Source organism: Actinomadura sp. 1N219, from assembly GCF_044326405.1.
Lineage (GTDB): Bacteria > Actinomycetota > Actinomycetes > Streptosporangiales > Streptosporangiaceae > Spirillospora.
Genome location: NZ_JBIRAY010000007.1, coordinates 289,058 through 305,570, shown reverse-complemented (window position 1 = coordinate 305,570; position 16,513 = coordinate 289,058). Strand labels below are relative to the sequence as shown.

Genomic DNA, 16,513 nt, shown 5'->3' with positions numbered 1-16,513 from the left:
TTGATTCCGCAGGAAATAGTTTCGTCGTGAACTAAGGGGGGCTTATGGCCACGACGTTCGACCTCGGCGACCTCGTCCTGCAAGGCGGCGCGACCCTGCGCGGGGCGCAGCTGACCTATGAGACCTACGGCGACCTGGCGGCCGACAAGAGCAACGCGATCGTCTACCCCACGTGGTATTCCGGCCGCCACCAGGACAACGAGTGGCTCATCGGCGAGGGCATGGCGCTGGACCCGTCCCGTTACTTCATCATCGTGCCGAACATGCTCGGCAACGGCCTGTCCAGCTCGCCCAGCAACACCCCGCCCCCCTACGACCGGGCCCGCTTCCCGAACGTCACCATGTACGACAACGTCGAGGCCCAGCACCGCCTCGTCACCGAGCATTTCGGCATCGAGCGCCTGCCGCTGGTGACGGGCTGGTCGATGGGCGCGGGCCAGACCTACCAGTGGGCCGTCAGCCACCCCGAGATGGTGGAGCGCATCGCCCCGTTCTGCGGCTCGTCCCGCTGCAGCTACCACAACAAGGTGTTCCTCGAAGGCGTGAAGGCCGCGCTCACCGCGGACGGCGCGTTCGAGTACGGCTGGTACACCAGCCCGCCCACCCGCGGCCTCCGCGCCGCCGCCCGCGTCTACGCCGGATGGGGCTTCTCGCAGGCGTTCTACTGGGACCGCCTCTACGAGCAGCTCGGGTTCAGCTCCCTGGAGGACTTCCTCGTCGGCTTCTGGGAGGGCTTCTTCCTGGACGACCGCGACGCCAACAACCTCCTCACCATGCTGTGGACGTGGCAGAACTCCGACGTCGGGCAGACCCCGGGCTTCAACGGCGACACCAAGGCTGCGCTCGCGTCCATCAAGGCCAAGACGCTGGTCATGCCCGCCGAGAAGGACCTGTACTTCCCGCCCGAGGACGAGGCGTGGGCCGTCCAGCACATCCCCGGCGCCGAACTCCGCGTGATCCCCGGCGTCTGGGGCCACTTCGCGGGCCACGGCACCAACCCCGTCGACACCGCCTTCATCGACGCCGCCCTGAAGGAACTCCTCGCCCGGTAGCCGTGGTCCCGATGGCCGCCGTAGCCGATTGCTCAGAGGTCGCGGCGCTGGAAGGCGACTCCGGCGAGGCCGAGGACGACGGCGGCCCAGAGGAAGGTCCAGGCGACGTAGGCGACAGTGAGCGGGGCGTCGCTCAGGAACGGGTGACCGTCGAACCCGCCGGGAAGCCCGCTCGCAAACGCCGGGTGCTGAATCGCGTGCATGGCACCGCGCCATAGGCCGTCCGTCGGGAGCAGCACCCGGGAGACGGCCCCGACCCGCTCGACGCCCTCGTTGCCGAGGGCCTGGCCGACGCCGCCGACCACGCCCGCGATCCAGGTGGCGCCGAACAGGCCGACCGCGACGATGCCCGACGCCATCGGCGAGATCACGGTGGACAGCAGCAGGCCCAGGGTCAGCAGCACGGTCGACTGGGCGGCGAGCAGCGCCAGACCGGTCACCGGCTCGGGCGGCCAGTAGTCCATCGTGACCCAGACGATGACGAACTGGGCGAGCCCCGCCACGGCCACGAACCCGCTGGCGAAGATCACCAGGCCCAGCCATTTCCCCAGCAGCACGGCCGAGCGGCGGATCGGACGCGCCAAAACCGCCAGCGCCGTCCCCGACTCGATCTCGCCCGCCAACGTGGGACCGGCGAGGAACGCGGTGCCGAGCGCGGCGATCAGGCTCAGGCCGAACATCACCAGGTTGAGAATCGTGGACGCCGCCAGCCGGGCCTCGCCGCTGGTCAGCGTCCCGAACTCCGCGTCGAGCCGGGCGAAGCCCCAGGCGCTGAGGCCGAGCAGGATCACCGTCATCACGGCCAGGGAGCGCAGCACGCGCCGACGCGCCGCCTCCTGGAGGGTGAGGGCGGCGATGGTGAGCACGATCCGGGCGGTCATCGGCGCTCTCCTCCGGGGCCGGTGCGGAGGATGTCCAGCAGCCGCTCCTCCAGGCTGATCCGCCCGGGTTCGACGGCGTGCACCCGCACCCCGAGGGCGACCAGGTCGGCGATCAGGTCCGGCACGGTCGCCGGGTCCTGGTCGGCGGGAAGCTCGACGGCGAACTCGTCGCCGGTGCGGGTGAGGCGGCCGGCGGCGGCGAGCCGCGCCTCCGCCGCCGCGCTCACCCCGTCCAGGCGGAGCCGCAGCTCGCGGCCGCCGAGCAGCTCGGCCAGCGTGCCGGACGCGGCGACCCGGCCCTGGTCGAGGATGACGACACGGTCGCAGACCCGCTCCACCTCCCCGATGAGATGGGAATTCAGCAGCACCGCGACTCCTCGGTCCCGGAGGGACAGCAGCAGGTCGCGGACGTCGGCCCGGCCGAGCGGGTCGAGGGCGCTGGTGGGCTCGTCCAGGACGACGAGGTCCGGGCGGGCGACCAGCGCGACCGCCAGCCCGAGGCGCTGCTGCATGCCCTTGGAGAAGCCGCCGACCCGGTCGCCCGCGCGGTCGGCGAGGCCCACGGCGGCCAGGCATTCGCGCCGCTCTTCGTCCGGCACCGGGACGCCCGCGAGCCGGAAGTGCAGGCGCAGCACCTCGGCGGCGGTGAGCCACGGCTGGTACCGGAACAGCTCCGGCAGGTAGCCGACGCGGGCACGGGCGCGGGGGTCACGTGCCGGGCGTCCGAGCAGGAGCACCTCGCCCGCGTCCGGACGGACCAGCCCGAGCAGGATCTTGATGACGGTCGTCTTCCCGGCGCCGTTCGGCCCGAGCAGGCCGACCACCTCGCCGCGGGCGACGGCGAACGACACGTCGTCCACCGCAGTCTGCCGCCTGTATCGCTTGCGCAGGCCCGAGCACCACGCCGCCGGTGCCGGAGGAAGCTCCGCGAGCAGCTGCTCCGCGGCCTCCGTGCGGGGTGTCATCGCAGCCCCCGCGCCACCGACAGCACCTCGCGGGCGCTCAGCGAGCCCGCCACCGCGGTGATGATCCCGTCGTCCGCCCAGACCACGCCCGCCATCGCGCCGTCCCGCGCGGTGAGCACCGTGGCCGGGATCCCGCCGACGTCGGCCGTGGACGTCTTCATCTTCTCGGCCGACACGAACAGGGGCAGCGTCGTCCCGGCGCCGGAGTAGGCGCTCAGCTGCGTCTTGACGTTCTCCGGCAGGGTGGGCAGGGACAGCAGGTAGTCGCGCGCCGTCGCGAACGGGACGCTCGACGAGTACACGGTGGGCGCGACGACGCGGACCACGATGAGCGCAGGCGCCGGACGGCCCTGCGACCAGGCCGCGACGACCCCGGGCCCCGCGCCCAGCCGGTACCGGCTGCCGTCCAGGCCGGGCGGTGGCGGCGGCGCCTTCCCCCCGGCCGACGCGACGGTCTGCGCGGTCTTCGCCATCGAGAAGGTGAAAAGCGCGCTCGCCTTACCGCCGACCCGGTACACGGGTTCACCCGTCACACCTCGGGGGAGCCTGCTCACTCGCGGGACGGGGATTCCCGTGGCCTTCTGCGCGGCCGCGGCGTCGGCGACCTGGCGCACTTCGATCTTCGAGGTCACCGCGAGGTCGCCGAAGGCGTCGAGTTCGGGCAGCCGCACCAGGTCGGCTCGCGGGGCGGTGACCGGGGCGACCTTCTCGGCGCGGAAGATCTGGAACCAGTCCGCCGCCGCCGCGACGCCCGCACCGCCCAGGAGGGCGACGACGCCGACGACGGCGACCACCGGGTTGCGCAGCTTCGTCCGCCAGCGGCCCGGAGGGTCCGCGGCCGTCTCGGGTGCCGCTTCACCGGCGGCGACCGCTGCGGCCAGGCGGTTCCATCCAGCTTCGACGTCCGGGGCGAACCCGACGTCCAGCGCGGACCCGGCGGCGTCCGCGTCCTCCTGGACGGCCGCCAGCCCGGACAGGCACGCGCCGCAGCCCGCGACGTGATCGCGGTCGTCGACGGCGACGCCGGACGGCTCGTCCAGGAGCCGGCGCAGCGTGCCGTCACTCGGATGCCGCATGACGGTTCAACTCCTCCCGCAGAGCGGACTCGGCGCGCCGCACGGTGGTGCCCACGCTGCCAGGGGAAAGATCGAGAGCGGCGGCGACCTCGGCGTAGCTGAGGCCGCTGTGCCGCAGGACGAGGGCGACCGCCTGCCTGCGCGGGAGCCGCGCCAGCGCCGCCCGCACGCGGCGGCGCTCGTCGAGGGTCACGACCGCGTCGGCGACGTCCGGGCTGACGGTTCCGGCATCGTCGGCGGCCTCCTCCCTGGACGCGCGGCGGCGGCCGGAGCGCAGGTGGTTCAGCGCGGTGTGCGCCGCGGCGACCGACAGCCAGCCCCCCGCCTCGCCCGCCGGGATCGAGGAGCGCGCGAACGCCAGGAACACCTCCTGGGCCACGTCCTCGGCCTCGTCCCGGGAGCCGAGCACGCGCGCGGCGACGCCGACCACCCGCGGATACGCCGCGCGGAAGACCTCTTCGAGGTCGGCCCGCACGGCCTCCCGACTCGGACGACCCGACACCGCCACCCCGCCGCCCTTCCGCCCGGCCCGCTCGACCGTGCCGCCATGCCCTTCAGCGGACACCTGCCCATCAGCGGACAGGGCGGCGGGGAGCGCGGCGGCCGGTGCGCTCCCACCTTGCCCTACGAGGTCCATGCCTGTAGAGCACCGCCGGGGCCCCGCATGTGACACGGAGATCACCGTGGCCGCGCGCCGCGCTTTTTCGTGCCGTCCATAAAGGGCCGAATTGCACGGGTGATAAATGCTTTCGCGCGGGCCGAGCCGCGCACCTATCCGCTATGGCGAGAAATGTCTGATTATGGTCTGGGCGGTGGCCGGTGACCGGGCGATGAGATGGACGTCCCAGGACGGATCGGCGTCGAGTTCCCGTTCCACCGCCGACCACACCCAGCTCAGGCTCTCCGCCGCGTCCAGGCCGCCGCGCCCGGCGCCGAAGAGGGGCAGCGCGATGGAGCGGAGCGGCGGACGTTCGCGCTGCGCCAGCTGGACGGTGTTGTGCACCGCGCGGGCCACCGCCTCGGCCGACAGCTCGTACTCGTTCCCGTCGCCGACCGGGACGGCGACCGCCGCGTGGTAGATCCGGCGGACGCCCGCCGCGCGGAGCCGTCCGGGCGAGGTCGCCGCGACGGTGCCGGGCGCGACCGGAAGCCCCGGACGGCCGTGGTCGCGCATCCAGTCCGCGAGGCCCCGCTGGACGACGTCGTCCACGATCTCCCCCGTGCCGGTCGTCTCGGCGCAGGCCCGGCGCAGCGCCGCCGACAGCGAGTTCCGGAAGATCTTGGACGCCTCCAGATAGACGTTCTCCGAGGAGACGATGGCGTCCACCCCCTTGATCATCTCGACCGGCATGTAGTCGAGCGTGACCCGTCCGAGGCGGATGACCGCGGGGCTCTGCGGGACGTCGGCCTGGCGCGGCGGGCGGGGCGTCGCGGCGGGCATGCACAGCCGCAGCACCGCCTCCGCCGTCTGGTCCACGATGAGCTGCTCGTGGTGCTTGCGGAAGCGCTCGGTGCTGACCCCGTAGATCGAGGCGGCCTCCTTGCGGCGCTCGCCGACCGTCCAGTCCCGGGCCCCGGCGGCCAGGCCGAAGGTGAATCCGGCGGCGGCGGACAGCTTGCCCCCGCCCAGCTCGACGATCGCCTCCCGCAGCAGTTCCTCCACGGCGGCGGGGCGGTACGGCTCGACCGGCGGGCGCGCGTCCGGCGCGGGGCCGTCGTGACGGTACAGCGCCACCGCCGTTTCCAGCGCGTCGAGCCGAGTGTCCCGCAGCCGGGTCAGTCCCCGTTCGCGGAGGTTCTTGAGATCGGCCACGAGCTGATCATGAGTGGGCGGTGGCGGCATGACTCCGGCTTTGGGCGAAAGGTGGTCGATATCCGGGCGGATCCGGGATGGATCAGTGTAAATCCAGTTTGGGAATGACGGCTCTGGTGTTCAATGTGAAATTCATCCGGGGCGGGCCCGTGACGGGGGCCGTCGTGGCGCGATTATCGGGCGAGCGCGACGCAGGGAGTGACTCAGGGTGGAGGTTTCCACGGCCGCCGGCGAGGTGGACGAGCCGACCGAACAGCCTGAACAGACCGCCGAGCCGTCCGAGCCGAATGAGCCGGATGAGCAGTCCGAGCGGCTCGCCGCGATCGAGGCCGCGGTCGCGGAGTTCAACCGCAGGTCCGCGCACCGTGAGGCGGTCATCGACCGGCTGCACGAGGAGAACCAGCGGCTGCGGGACGGCGTCCACCGCGCGATCCTCGAACCCGTCATCGCCGATCTGCTCCGCCTCTACGACTCGATGCTGCGCGAGGCCGCCCGGCTCGCCGCCGACGCGGCCGACCCCGCGCAGGGCAGGCTGCTGGAGAGCTTCGCCGACGACACGCTGCTGACGCTAGAGCGCTGCGGCCTGGACGAGTTCACCGCCGACCCCGGCGACCCCTTCGACCCGGGCAGGCACGCGGCGGTGTCAGTCGTCGCCGTGGACGACGAGGCTCTCGACAACACCGTGGCCGAGGTCGTCGCGACCGGCTTCGTGGAACGGGAGACGGGCCGCGTCCGCCGCCCCCTCCGGGCCCGCTTCCACCGCTTCGCCCCGCCCGCCCCGAACGCCCCGGACGCCGAGGCGGATGCCGAGCCGTCCGACCAGAGCGAGACCTCCGCCGAGACCGAGACCCCCGCCGAGACCTCCGCCGAGGCTCCCGCCCGAGCCGACTGACCGCGGCGCGATCCGCGACTCCCGACCCGACGACCTGACGAGGGGACGACCGTCCATGGCTACCTACGGTATCGATCTCGGTACCACCTACTCCTGCATCGCCCATGTCGACGACACGGGACGGCCGGTCATCGCCAAGAACGCGATCGGCCAGGAGACCACGCCCTCGGCGGTCTACTTCGAGACCCCCGACAACGTCGTGGTCGGGCAGGACGCCAAGGGGTCGGCCAAGCTGTTCCCCGACCAGGTCGTCCAGCTGATCAAGCGGCAGATGGGGCAGCAGTTCGAGCTGGAGTTCCACGGCACGTCCCACACGCCCGAGTCGATCTCCGCGCTGGTCCTCAAGGAGCTGGCGCGCGCCGCCGCCGAGGAGACCGGCGGCGAGGTGCGCGACGTCGTCATCACCGTCCCGGCCTACTTCGGGGTCGCCGAGCGGGAGGCGACCCGCAACGCGGGCGAGATCGCCGGCCTCAACGTCCTGAACCTGATCCCGGAGCCGGTGGCCGCGGCGCTGCACTACGAGACGCTGTCGGCCGAGGGGTCCGCCACGATCCTGGTGTACGACCTGGGCGGCGGCACGTTCGACACCACGGTCATCCGGCTGGAGGGCGACGACGTCCGGGTCGTCTGCACGGACGGCGACCACCGGCTGGGCGGCGCCGACTGGGACGACCGCATCGCCGACCACCTGCTGGAGTCGTTCCTGGGCGAGAACCCCGGCTCGTCCGCGGCCGAGAGCGAGGACTTCCTCCAGGAGCTGGCGATCGCCGCCGAGGACCTGAAGAAGGGCCTCAGCTCGGCGGTGTCGCGCCGCTACAACATGCGCTTCGACGGCGGCACCGCCCGGGTGGAGCTGACCCGCGAGGCGTTCGAGGGCATGACCGAGGACCTGCTGGGCCGCACCTTCGAGATCACCAGGCGCACCATCGACGCCGCCGCCGAGCGGGGCGTCGACGGCTTCGACGACGTGCTGCTGGTCGGCGGCTCGTCCCGGATGCCCGCGGTGGCGGCCGGGCTGCGCGAGCGGTTCGGGTTCGAGCCCAAGCTGCACGACCCGGACCTCGCCGTCGCGAAGGGCGCGGCCAGGTTCGCGCTGATCGAGGCGGTCAAGGTGCGGCTTCCGGACGAGGGCGACGGCGCGGAGCCGGTGTCCCCGGCGGAGGCGGAGCGGGCGGTCCAGGACGCCGCAGACCAGCTCGGCCTGGAGCCGGAGAAGGTTCGCATGCTGGCCGGACGGCGGGTGAGCACGGTGGTGCCGCGCGCGTTCGGCGTCAAGACGGTGTCGTTCGCCGACGACGGCAGCGAAGTCTTCGCGGTGAGCCACGTCCTCAAGGCCAACACGGTGCTGCCCGCGGCGCCGGAGGCGGAGCGGTTCGCCACCGCCTACGAGGACCAGACGGCGATCGAGGTGGAGATCTGGGAGCAGGCGGGCGCGGTGGAGTCCGCGGAGCCCGCCGACAACGCCAAGATCGGCGAGGGGATCATCACCGACCTGCCGCGGCTGCGGAAGGGGTCGCCGATCGACATCAGCTTCGCCATGGACGAGCTCGGCACGCTCCGCGTCCACGCCCTGGAGCTGCAGACGGGCAAGGACCTGCACATCGAGGTCCGCATCCAGGGGCTGGACGAGTCCCAGGTCGACCTCGCGAAGCGGGCGGTGGCGCGGTATGCGGTCTCGGAATGACCCGGCGATCACGAAGAAGGTGGCCCCGTGCTCGACAGGGACGCGTACCGCCGGGACGTGCTCGACGCGGCCCGCGCCCGGGGCAACGCGCCGCCCGCCGATCTGCTCGTCCGCTACGCCATGCCGGGCAAGGCGCGCGACCGGGACCAGGACGACCGGCAGGTGGCCGCGCGCCTGGCCGAGGTCGTCGCGTACTGGCGGACGCTCCGGCAGCAGAAGAAGACGTACGCCAAGCTCATCGACGCCCTCCTGATCGAGCACGCCGACCTTGACCGGGCCGGCCTGCTCACCCGCGGCGGCCTGACGGAGGAGACGCGCCGCCGGGTGGACGAGGCCACGCAATGGCTGACCCGGCAGGCCGGCACGCTCGCCGAGACGACCACGGGCATCAACCGCGCGGCCTTCGACGTCCTGCTGAACGGCGCGGGCGGCGCCTGCTCCGACGCCCGGGTCCGCAAGATCCTGGCCGATCGCGGCGTGCGGGTGGTGGAGACCGCCTGGGAGCTGCCCGACGCGGCGCCGCCCGCGTACCGGACGCTGAGCGCCGGGCTGCGGCAGCTCCGGTTACGCCTGTCGGCCGAGGCCGTGGTCGGCGCCGACGCCGTCGCCCGCGGGTTCCGCCTCCGCGACGGGTTCCGGCTGGTCACCGCCTCCCCGGCGGGCCCCGCCGGGCCGCTGACCGCGGAGATGGTCGCCGCCGCCGTCGAGCGGTCCGCCGGGCGGGCCAGGGACGAGGGCAAGGCGGCGCTCGACGGCGTCCTGGCGGCGCTGGCCGAGGCGGCGCGCGAACCGGGGCGGCTCGACGACCTGCTGCTCTGGGAGGTCATGGAGGTCCTGCGGCCGGGCGCGGAGGCGGGGCTGGCGGCGAAGGTCCTGGCGGGGCAGGCCGCCGATCTCGGTCTCGTGCGCGCGGAGGCCGAGGAGCTGGCGATGGCGATGGCGGCCCGCGGCGGCCGTCCGGGCGGGGTGGCGGGCCAGATCGAGGAGGCGCTGCGGGACGGGCGGCTCCGCGAGGCCGAGCGGCTGCTCCCCGGCCTGCCCGCGGACGCCCCGCCGGAGCTGCGCGCCGAGGTGGAGGACGCGGCGCGGCGGGTCGCCGGATGGCTCGCCGAGGCCGCCCGGGAGCGGACCGCCGGACGCACCGAGACCGCCGCCGAACTCCTGGACCGGGCCGCCCGGATCGCGGCCGACGACGACGCGATCGCGGAGCGGCTGCGTGCGCTGCCCCCGCCTCCGCCCGGTGACGTCCGTGTCGGGGCCGAGCGGGGCCGGGTGACGATCGCCTGGACGCCGGGCCCGGCGCGGGTCGGGCCGGTGCGGTACCGGGTCGTCCGGTCGGCGGGCGCGCCCGCGAGCGGGGCCGCGGCCGGGACGCCGGTCGGCGAGACCGACGCCAACGAGTTACACGACCCCGCTCCTCCGGCCGCGCAGGACCTGCACTACTCGGTGTTCGCGGGCCGCGCCGAAGGCATCTGGTCGGCGCCCGCGACGGGCCGTCCGGTGACGCTGCTGCCCGAGATCGAGGAGCCGTCCGTCGTGGCGGGGCCGGGGGAGGTGGCCGTGTCATGGCGGCTCCCCGAGGGGGCGACCGGCGCGGTGGCGACCCGGCTGGTGGACGGCGGAGCCGACCGCCGCCTCGCCCGGGTCGACCGGAGCGGGTTCGTGGACGCCGACGTCCGGCCGGGCCGCGCCTACCGCTACCGGGTGCAGGCGTCCTACGAGCGTTCCGACGGGACCCGCGCGCTGTCCAAGGGCGTCGTCGTGACCGGGCTGCCGGAGAGCCCGCCGTCCGCCGTCCCCGACCTGTCGGTCGAGCTGCCCGCCGCCGGTGGGCGGCAGGCCGCCACGATCAGCTGGACGGCCCCGTCCGGCGGCCGGGTGATGATCCGGACGTCGGACGTCCCGCCGCCCTGGCCGCCGGGCACGCTGCTCGCGGCCCCCGACGTCGAGCGGTACGGCCGCGAGGTGCCGGGCGCGGCCGTCCCCGGCCCCGGCGGGCGGGTGACGCTCCGCACCGCCATCGACGGCGTCACCAGCGCGCATTTCGTCGCCGTCACGCTGGGCGCGGGCCAGGCGTTGGTGGGCCCCTCGGCGGTGCTCGTCACGGTCGAGCCGGTGCGGGAACTGGACGTCCGCCGGGTGGGCGACACCGCCGTGCTGAGCTGGATCTGGCCGGACGGCGCCCGGTACGCGGAGGTCGTCTGGGCGCCCGCCGACCTGGCCGGATCCGCGCTCGGCGACCCCGACGCCTGGACGGCCGCGTCCGTCTCCGAATGCCGCCGCCGCGCGTACGAGGACGACGGCTGCCGCCTCGACGTCGGTCCCGGCGCCGCGCTCGTGGCCGTCCGGACGCTGGCGCGCGACGAGGACAAGGGCGGCGCGGTGCGGTCGCGTCCGGTGCTGGGCAGCGTCCCGGCGCGGGAGGCGGAGGTGCGCTACCGGTTCCGGGCGGCGCGGCGGCGGCGCCGGGGCGCGGCCGTCCTGGAGCTGACCGCGGACCGGCGCACCCGCCTGCCGCCGCTGGTCGTCGTGCACCGCGCGGGCGACGTCCTGCCCCTGCGCCCCGAGCAGGGCGACGTGATCCACGAGATCCCCGCCCGCGACCTGGACCCCGAGGCCCCGCTGACGCTCCGGTTCGAGATCCCCGGTGGCGCGCGCCGGTTCCGGCTGGCCTGCTTTCCCGCACCCGGCGCCCCCTCCACCGGCACGCCCGGCGGCACCGGCGCGGTGACCCTCCGACGCGACCCCCGAAGTTGGTGACGCCGTTGCCGTCGATCCTGCCGACCCTGCAGTCCTTGGTCTGCCCGTACTGCTACCAGTCGTTCACGCCGCGGAAGATGATGTGGCGCTGCACCGGGCTGCTCGGACCGGAGGGCGCGAAGTGCCCGCCCGAGCGGGACCGGGCGCTGTCGCGCCGCTTCGGCATGAACGAGGCGCTGCCGCCGGTGTTCACCGGGGGACGGCTCTCGTCCCTCAGCGGCTGGCAGTCGGCGGCCCGGTGCCCGCGCTGCAAGGACGCGTCCACGCAGCGGATCTGCCCGCACTGCCACAGCCTCCTGCCCGTCCACTTCGACAAGATCGACAGCCGGCTGATCGCGCTGATCGGGGCGAAGGGCGCCGGCAAGACGGTCTACATGACGGTTTTGCTGCACGAGCTGATGCACTCGGTCGGGCGCCGCTTCGACGCCGCCGTCGTCGGCTCGGACGACCACACCCGCAGCGAGTTCGCCAAGCGGTACGAGGAGACGCTCTACCGGCAGAAGGTGCTGCCCGGCACGACGCGGCCGGGCCAGGCGGAGCTGCGCCGCCCCCTGGTCTTCAAGGTCACCCTGGACGGGCGCGGCCTGCTCCGCTCCCGCGACCGGCACACGATCACCTCGTTCTTCGACACCGCGGGCGAGGACCTGATCTCCAAGGAGAGCGTCGACCTCAACGTCCGGTACCTGCGCGGCGCGGACGGCATCATCCTGCTCCTGGACCCGCTGCAGATGCGCGGGGCGCGGGAGAGCGCCAAGCCCGGCACCCGGCTGCCGCAGGCCGACGCCAAGACCGACAACCCCGTCAACGTGCTGACCCGCGTGACCGACGTCCTGTACGAGGCGCACGGGCGCGGCCCCAACCGGCGGATCGACGTGCCCGTCGCGGTCGCCTTCTCCAAGATCGACACGCTGTGGCACGGCTTCGCCGAGGGGAGCCCGCTGCTGGGCGAGGCGCCCGCCGACCAGCCGGTGTTCGACCAGGCCGACAGCCTGGCCGTGCACGACTACGTGCAGGCGCTGCTGCACGAGTGGGACGGCACGCAGATCGACCAGGTCATGCGCAAGAACTTCGCGGACTACCGCTACTTCGGCCTGTCGTCGCTGGGCGGCAACCCCACGTCCGACAACCGGGTCGACCCGCGCGGCATCCACCCGCACCGGGTCGCCGACCCGTTCCTGTGGCTGCTCAGCAGGTTCGACGCCCTCCCGTCCACGAAGGGGTGACATGGACTTCCACCAGCTGTATTACACGTCCTGCCGGACGGGCCTGTCCGGCTACGCCGGGTACCAGTTCAACGCGGTGACGCCTGGCGTGTCCCCGGAGGTCATGCACGAGGTGGAGGCGGTCAGCTCCTACGAGCCGCCCGGCACGCTGGGGCATTCGCCGACGCCCGAGCAGATCGAGGGCTGCCCGGTCAACCTGTGCTTCGTGCCTGGCCCGGAGCCGATCGTCGCGAACGTCGCGTTCACGGGCACGGACTACTCCGGCCGGTTCGGCAACTACTTCGCGCACGCGCTCGTCCCGGCGAGCGGGGGGATGTGGCGGGGGCCGCTGCCCATCGAGCTGTGGAAGGCGCCGCTGTGGACGCGGGAGGCGGTCGCGGACACCGACCTGCCGCGCCTTCCCGGCCCGCTGCCCACCGGCCCCCTGCGCCGCGACGCCGTCGACCGTTTCCTGGACGGCACCCCGCGCCGCCGCCTGCTGCCCGCGCTGCTCGCCGCCGTGGAGCGCGCCGCGCTGGACGAGGAGCGCTCGGTGGTGATCCTCGCCGCCGACGATGACGAGGTCGCCTGCTGGATCGCGGCGGTCTCCTTCCTGCTGCCGCCGCCGATGGTCGCGAAGGTGTCGTTCGCCACCTACCAGTTCCGGCCGTCCTACAGCAGGCACCACGTGATCGGGACCGTGCCGGGGGCGGAGATCGTCGCGGACGAGCGGGCGTTCGCGGGCTTCTTCCTGTTCGACTTCACCACGGGCGAGGCGTCCGAGGTGGCGGCCGGGCCGCTGCCCGAGCTGCTGGCCGGGACCGGGACGGTCGCCGCCGAGCCGCTCTGGCGCCGCGCCCGCGCCCTGGCCGCGGGCGGCGAGCTGCGGCTCGCGGACTGGCACCCGATCATCGCGGCGGCGGCCCTGCTGGACGGCGGGCCCGGCATCGGCCCGGACGACCTCGACGCGGCCTGCGCCTGGCTGGGGAGCAACGCGCGGCGGCTCGACCGGGACACGGTCGGCCGCGTCGGCGCCGCCGCGCTCGGCCACGACGCCGCGTCCCCGGACCACATGACCGGGCTCGCCGACGCCGCCGCGGCCGCAGGGCTCGACGAGCTGCTCGCCCTGGCGGAGGGACGCCTGGTCACGGGTCATCTCGCGCAGGCGTCCGACCGCGGCGCCCCGGCCCCGCACGCTGTGCGGCTGCGGTCGGCGCGTGCGCGCGAGCAGGCCCGGCGCGGCTACGCGCAGCGGCTGGCGGGCGCGGACGCCGCGACCCTGGTGCGCCTGCTCGCCCTCGCGGACGCGCACGGCGTGCAACCCGACCCGCACACGCTCCGCACCTGCGGATCCGAGGTGGTCGGCCCGCGGCTGCTGCGCCTCTCCGACCAGGACGACCTGCACGCCGCCGTCCGCCGCTGGCCCGACCTGCGCGCGGGGACGCTGTTCCACCTCGACCAGGCCGCGTCCGCCGACCGGGCGCGGGTGCACGCGGTGTTCGACGCCGGGCTGGACAAGGCCGTCCCCAAGGCGGAACTGGCCGCGCTGCCCGCACTGCACGAGGCGGCCCTCGTCGCCCGCGGGCGCAGGGACGGGGAACCGCCCGTCGACACGGCGCTGGCGGTGCTGTCCGCCCGCGGCCCGGACGGACGCCTGGACGAGGCCCTGCTCACCGCGCTCTGGCCAGGCGGATGGACGCCGGACGACGCGCTGGCCCTGCTGCCCGGCCTGCCGGACGGAGCCGCCGCGGACCCGGTCCTCGTCCCGTGGGTGAAACCGCTGCTGGCTTCGCCCCGGTCGATGGACGACCCCGTCCGGCAGAAGAACTACGGCGCGCTGTGCAAGCTGGTCGACGGCCTGCCGCTGGCCGGGCTGCTGCCGCCCGCGCTGCACGACCGCGTCGAGGCGGTGGCCTGGATCCACCTGGCGGAGAAGCCGCTCCTCGCGACCGACTCCAGGAAGAACGCGAAGGAACGGTACGAGGCGGGAAAGGCCCTGGTGGAGGCGTACAACACCCCCGCCGGGGCGCCCGCCGCGGCCCCCGCCGAGGACTACCTGCTCCTGCGGTTGAGCGTGCTGCTGCCGAACCTGCGGCACGACGCGCTCGCCCGCCTCCTCGCCGGCGCGCACGACAAGGTCGTCGACACCTACCTGGAGCGGCTGCGCCGGACGCTCGGCGGGGAGCGCGCGACCGCCGTCCCCGCCGCCGGCGCGGCGTTCGCGACGGCCTGGACCGCGGAGACGGAGCTGGGGGCCCTGCCGGTCGCCCGCTCCATCCACGAGGTGCTGCTGCGCGCCCTGCCGGAATGGCGCAAGCGCGACCTCGGCGGGGTGGAACGCGAGGTCCGCCGCCGGACGGGCCGCATGACCGCGGTCCAGGACTTCCAGCGCTGGCGGGAGAAGCACTGCCGGCGCCGCCGCTGGCTGCCCGGACGACAGTCACAGTGAGGGGCCCAGACGATGTCGACCTATGGCGGAGGATCGGCCTACGGCGGTGGGTCCGCCTACGGGGGCGGACCGACCGGCGGTTACTCGCCGCCGCCCTACCCGTCCGGTTCCGGGGCGGGTCTCCCGACGGGCTGCGGATGCCTGATCATCGTTGCCGCGACGTGCCTGGGCTGGTTCATCATCGTCCCGGTCGTGACGGTGGTCGTGTCGTTCTTCGCGGTGCTGTGCATGTACCGCTACCTCGTGGTGCTCGCCTCGGTCATGGGCCTGGGCAAGACGCCCGCCCCGGCGCCCATCCCCGCGCCGCCGGACAAACCGGCCGGACGTGCCGAGCCGGCGTTCACCCACTACCTGTTCGGGCCCGCGCTGATCGACCTGCGGCACACCGTCCGGGTCGCCCTACCCGCTCCCATCGGGGTGGCGAGGGAGTACGAGGCCAGGATCCGGACCGCCTTCCAGTACCGGGACCCCGAATGGCTGCTGATGCCGATCGGGATCGCGCTCCGGGTCTGCATGGCCGTCGGCGTCATCATGGGGTTCGTCGCGGTCGGGTTGCTGTGGCTGCTGCAGCTCGCGGTGGTGGCGGCGCTGGTGCTGGTTCTGCTCGCGTCCGCCCAGGTGCTGCGCGTCACCGACACCGGGATGCGGCGGATCAAGGGCATCCGCACGGGCTGCCCGTCCTGCCATCTGCGCGTGCACTACCCGACCTATGAGTGCTCCGGTCAGGGATGCGGCCGCCGCCACCGCGACGTGCGTCCAGGACGGTACGGGGTGCTCAAGCGCCGGTGCGCCTGCGGGACGCTCCTTCCGACCCTCCTGCTCACCGGCACCGGCGACGGCCGCATGCAGGCGTACTGCCCGCACTGCAAGGAGCCGATGTCCAAGGGCTCGGGGGCCGTGCCGGAGATCGTGATCCCGGTGCTCGGCGCCACCGCGACCGGCAAGACCAGGCTGATGACGGCCCTGGTCATGGGCCTTCTCGACGGCACGGGCGGGCACGGCGCGGAGGCGGAGTTCGCCGACGACCAGTCGGAGTCCGCCTACCGGGACCTCGCGAACAAGCTGCGCGCGGGCGTCCACACCTGGAAGACCGTCAAGGCCAAGGACGCGCCGCTGCGCGCCTACTCGCTGCACATCCGCCCGCCGACCGGCCCGGCCCGGCTCTTCCACGTCTTCGACGCGCCCGGCGAGCTGGTCGCCAAGTCGGAGTCGATGCGGGAGCTGCGGTACATCAAGTCCGCGCGGACGTTCGTGTTCACGCTCGACCTGCTGTCGGTGGACGCGGTCTGGGAGTCGCTGGAGGCGGGCGCGCGCGCCAAGAACCGGGGGCTGCGCTCGGACGTCGCGCCAGACTTCGTCTTCGCCCAGATCGTGCAGAACATCGAGGGCCACGGCGTCCAGATGGGACGGGCCCGCCTCGCGGTCGCGCTCACCAAGGACGACCTCGTCCGCGAGTGCGCGGCGCTCGCGGGCGTCGGCGAGGAGAGCGACGACATCGGCCGCTGGCTGGAGGACGACGCCGGGCTCGACGGCATGGTCCGCGCGATGCGCCGGTCGTTCGCCGAGGTCAGGTTCTTCCGGACGTCGTCCTGGCTGGACGGCGACGAGATCGACGACGGCGTCCTCGACCTCACCGGCTGGCTCCTGCTCAGCGAGGGGCTGCGAGTGCACCACTCCACCTGACCCGCCGACCCGCCGAAGGGAGAGATCATGCCGCCGGACCCGTACCGCCCGTGGCG

At 74.0% G+C, this 16,513-nt stretch carries 12 protein-coding genes; 7 read left to right on the top strand and 5 right to left on the bottom strand.

Annotated features, from left to right (window positions below):
• The first annotated feature begins 44 nt into the window (after nt 1-44).
• Entirely contained in the window at nt 45-1,052 is a 1,008-nt protein-coding gene (locus tag ACH35V_RS23195) for an alpha/beta fold hydrolase (RefSeq protein WP_395975055.1), read from the top strand.
• A 32-nt stretch (nt 1,053-1,084) separates the two neighbouring features.
• Here the strand turns inward: ACH35V_RS23195 and ACH35V_RS23190 are convergent, their stop codons facing one another.
• The 5 genes from ACH35V_RS23190 to ACH35V_RS23170 all read right to left on the bottom strand — a co-directional run bounded on the left by ACH35V_RS23190 (nt 1,085) and on the right by ACH35V_RS23170 (nt 5,787).
• Entirely contained in the window at nt 1,085-1,933 is an 849-nt protein-coding gene (locus ACH35V_RS23190; protein WP_395975054.1) for an ABC transporter permease, read from the bottom strand.
• Entirely contained in the window at nt 1,930-2,898 is a 969-nt protein-coding gene (locus tag ACH35V_RS23185) for an ABC transporter ATP-binding protein (protein ID WP_395975053.1), read from the bottom strand. The genes ACH35V_RS23190 and ACH35V_RS23185 overlap by 4 nt, the downstream gene beginning before the upstream one ends.
• Nucleotides 2,895-3,974 carry a hypothetical protein gene (locus ACH35V_RS23180; RefSeq protein ID WP_395975052.1) on the bottom strand — a complete coding sequence of 360 codons (1,080 nt, stop codon included), beginning with the start codon at nt 3,972-3,974 and terminating at the stop codon, nt 2,895-2,897. Before ACH35V_RS23180 ends, ACH35V_RS23185 begins: the two co-directional genes overlap by 4 nt.
• The gene (locus tag ACH35V_RS23175; RefSeq protein WP_395975051.1) at nt 3,958-4,611 is read right to left on the bottom strand and encodes a sigma-70 family RNA polymerase sigma factor; all 654 of its coding nucleotides are present in this window, start codon (nt 4,609-4,611) and stop codon (nt 3,958-3,960) included. Before ACH35V_RS23175 ends, ACH35V_RS23180 begins: the two co-directional genes overlap by 17 nt.
• 141 nt (nt 4,612-4,752) lie before the next feature.
• On the bottom strand, nt 4,753-5,787 hold the full coding sequence (locus ACH35V_RS23170) for a macro domain-containing protein (protein WP_395975050.1): 1,035 nt from the start codon (nt 5,785-5,787) through the stop codon (nt 4,753-4,755).
• A 208-nt stretch (nt 5,788-5,995) separates the two neighbouring features.
• Between ACH35V_RS23170 and ACH35V_RS23165 the strand changes: the two genes are divergently transcribed.
• The 6 genes from ACH35V_RS23165 to ACH35V_RS23140 are packed head-to-tail and all read left to right on the top strand — an operon-like array spanning nt 5,996 to nt 16,457.
• Nucleotides 5,996-6,679, top strand: a complete 684-nt coding sequence (locus ACH35V_RS23165) for a nucleotide exchange factor GrpE (protein WP_395975049.1) — start codon at nt 5,996-5,998, stop codon at nt 6,677-6,679.
• Between the two features lie 55 nt (nt 6,680-6,734).
• The gene (locus ACH35V_RS23160) at nt 6,735-8,363 is read left to right on the top strand and encodes an Hsp70 family protein (protein ID WP_395975048.1); all 1,629 of its coding nucleotides are present in this window, start codon (nt 6,735-6,737) and stop codon (nt 8,361-8,363) included.
• A gap of 27 nt (nt 8,364-8,390) precedes the next feature.
• Entirely contained in the window at nt 8,391-11,123 is a 2,733-nt protein-coding gene (locus tag ACH35V_RS23155; protein WP_395975047.1) for a hypothetical protein, read from the top strand.
• On the top strand, nt 11,120-12,346 hold the full coding sequence (locus ACH35V_RS23150) for a hypothetical protein (RefSeq protein ID WP_395975046.1): 1,227 nt from the start codon (nt 11,120-11,122) through the stop codon (nt 12,344-12,346). The genes ACH35V_RS23155 and ACH35V_RS23150 overlap by 4 nt, the downstream gene beginning before the upstream one ends.
• 1 nt (nt 12,347) lies before the next feature.
• Nucleotides 12,348-14,774, top strand: a complete 2,427-nt coding sequence (locus ACH35V_RS23145; protein ID WP_395975045.1) for a GTPase-associated protein 1-related protein — start codon at nt 12,348-12,350, stop codon at nt 14,772-14,774.
• 12 nt (nt 14,775-14,786) lie between these two features.
• Nucleotides 14,787-16,457, top strand: a complete 1,671-nt coding sequence (locus ACH35V_RS23140) for a hypothetical protein (protein WP_395975044.1) — start codon at nt 14,787-14,789, stop codon at nt 16,455-16,457.
• The last annotated feature ends 56 nt before the right edge of the window (nt 16,458-16,513 follow it).

Excerpts from the sequence above, each read along its gene's own strand:
- ACH35V_RS23140 (WP_395975044.1), top strand. The coding sequence starts at position 14,787 with ATGTCGACCTATGGCGGAGGATCGGCCTACGGCGGTGGGTCCGCCTAC.
- ACH35V_RS23145 (WP_395975045.1), top strand. The coding sequence starts at position 12,348 with ATGGACTTCCACCAGCTGTATTACACGTCCTGCCGGACGGGCCTGTCC.
- ACH35V_RS23175 (WP_395975051.1), bottom strand. The coding sequence starts at position 4,611 with ATGGACCTCGTAGGGCAAGGTGGGAGCGCACCGGCCGCCGCGCTCCCC.
- ACH35V_RS23195 (WP_395975055.1), top strand. The coding sequence starts at position 45 with ATGGCCACGACGTTCGACCTCGGCGACCTCGTCCTGCAAGGCGGCGCG.
- ACH35V_RS23185 (WP_395975053.1), bottom strand. The coding sequence starts at position 2,898 with ATGACACCCCGCACGGAGGCCGCGGAGCAGCTGCTCGCGGAGCTTCCT.
- ACH35V_RS23190 (WP_395975054.1), bottom strand. The coding sequence starts at position 1,933 with ATGACCGCCCGGATCGTGCTCACCATCGCCGCCCTCACCCTCCAGGAG.
- ACH35V_RS23180 (WP_395975052.1), bottom strand. The coding sequence starts at position 3,974 with ATGCGGCATCCGAGTGACGGCACGCTGCGCCGGCTCCTGGACGAGCCG.
- ACH35V_RS23160 (WP_395975048.1), top strand. The coding sequence starts at position 6,735 with ATGGCTACCTACGGTATCGATCTCGGTACCACCTACTCCTGCATCGCC.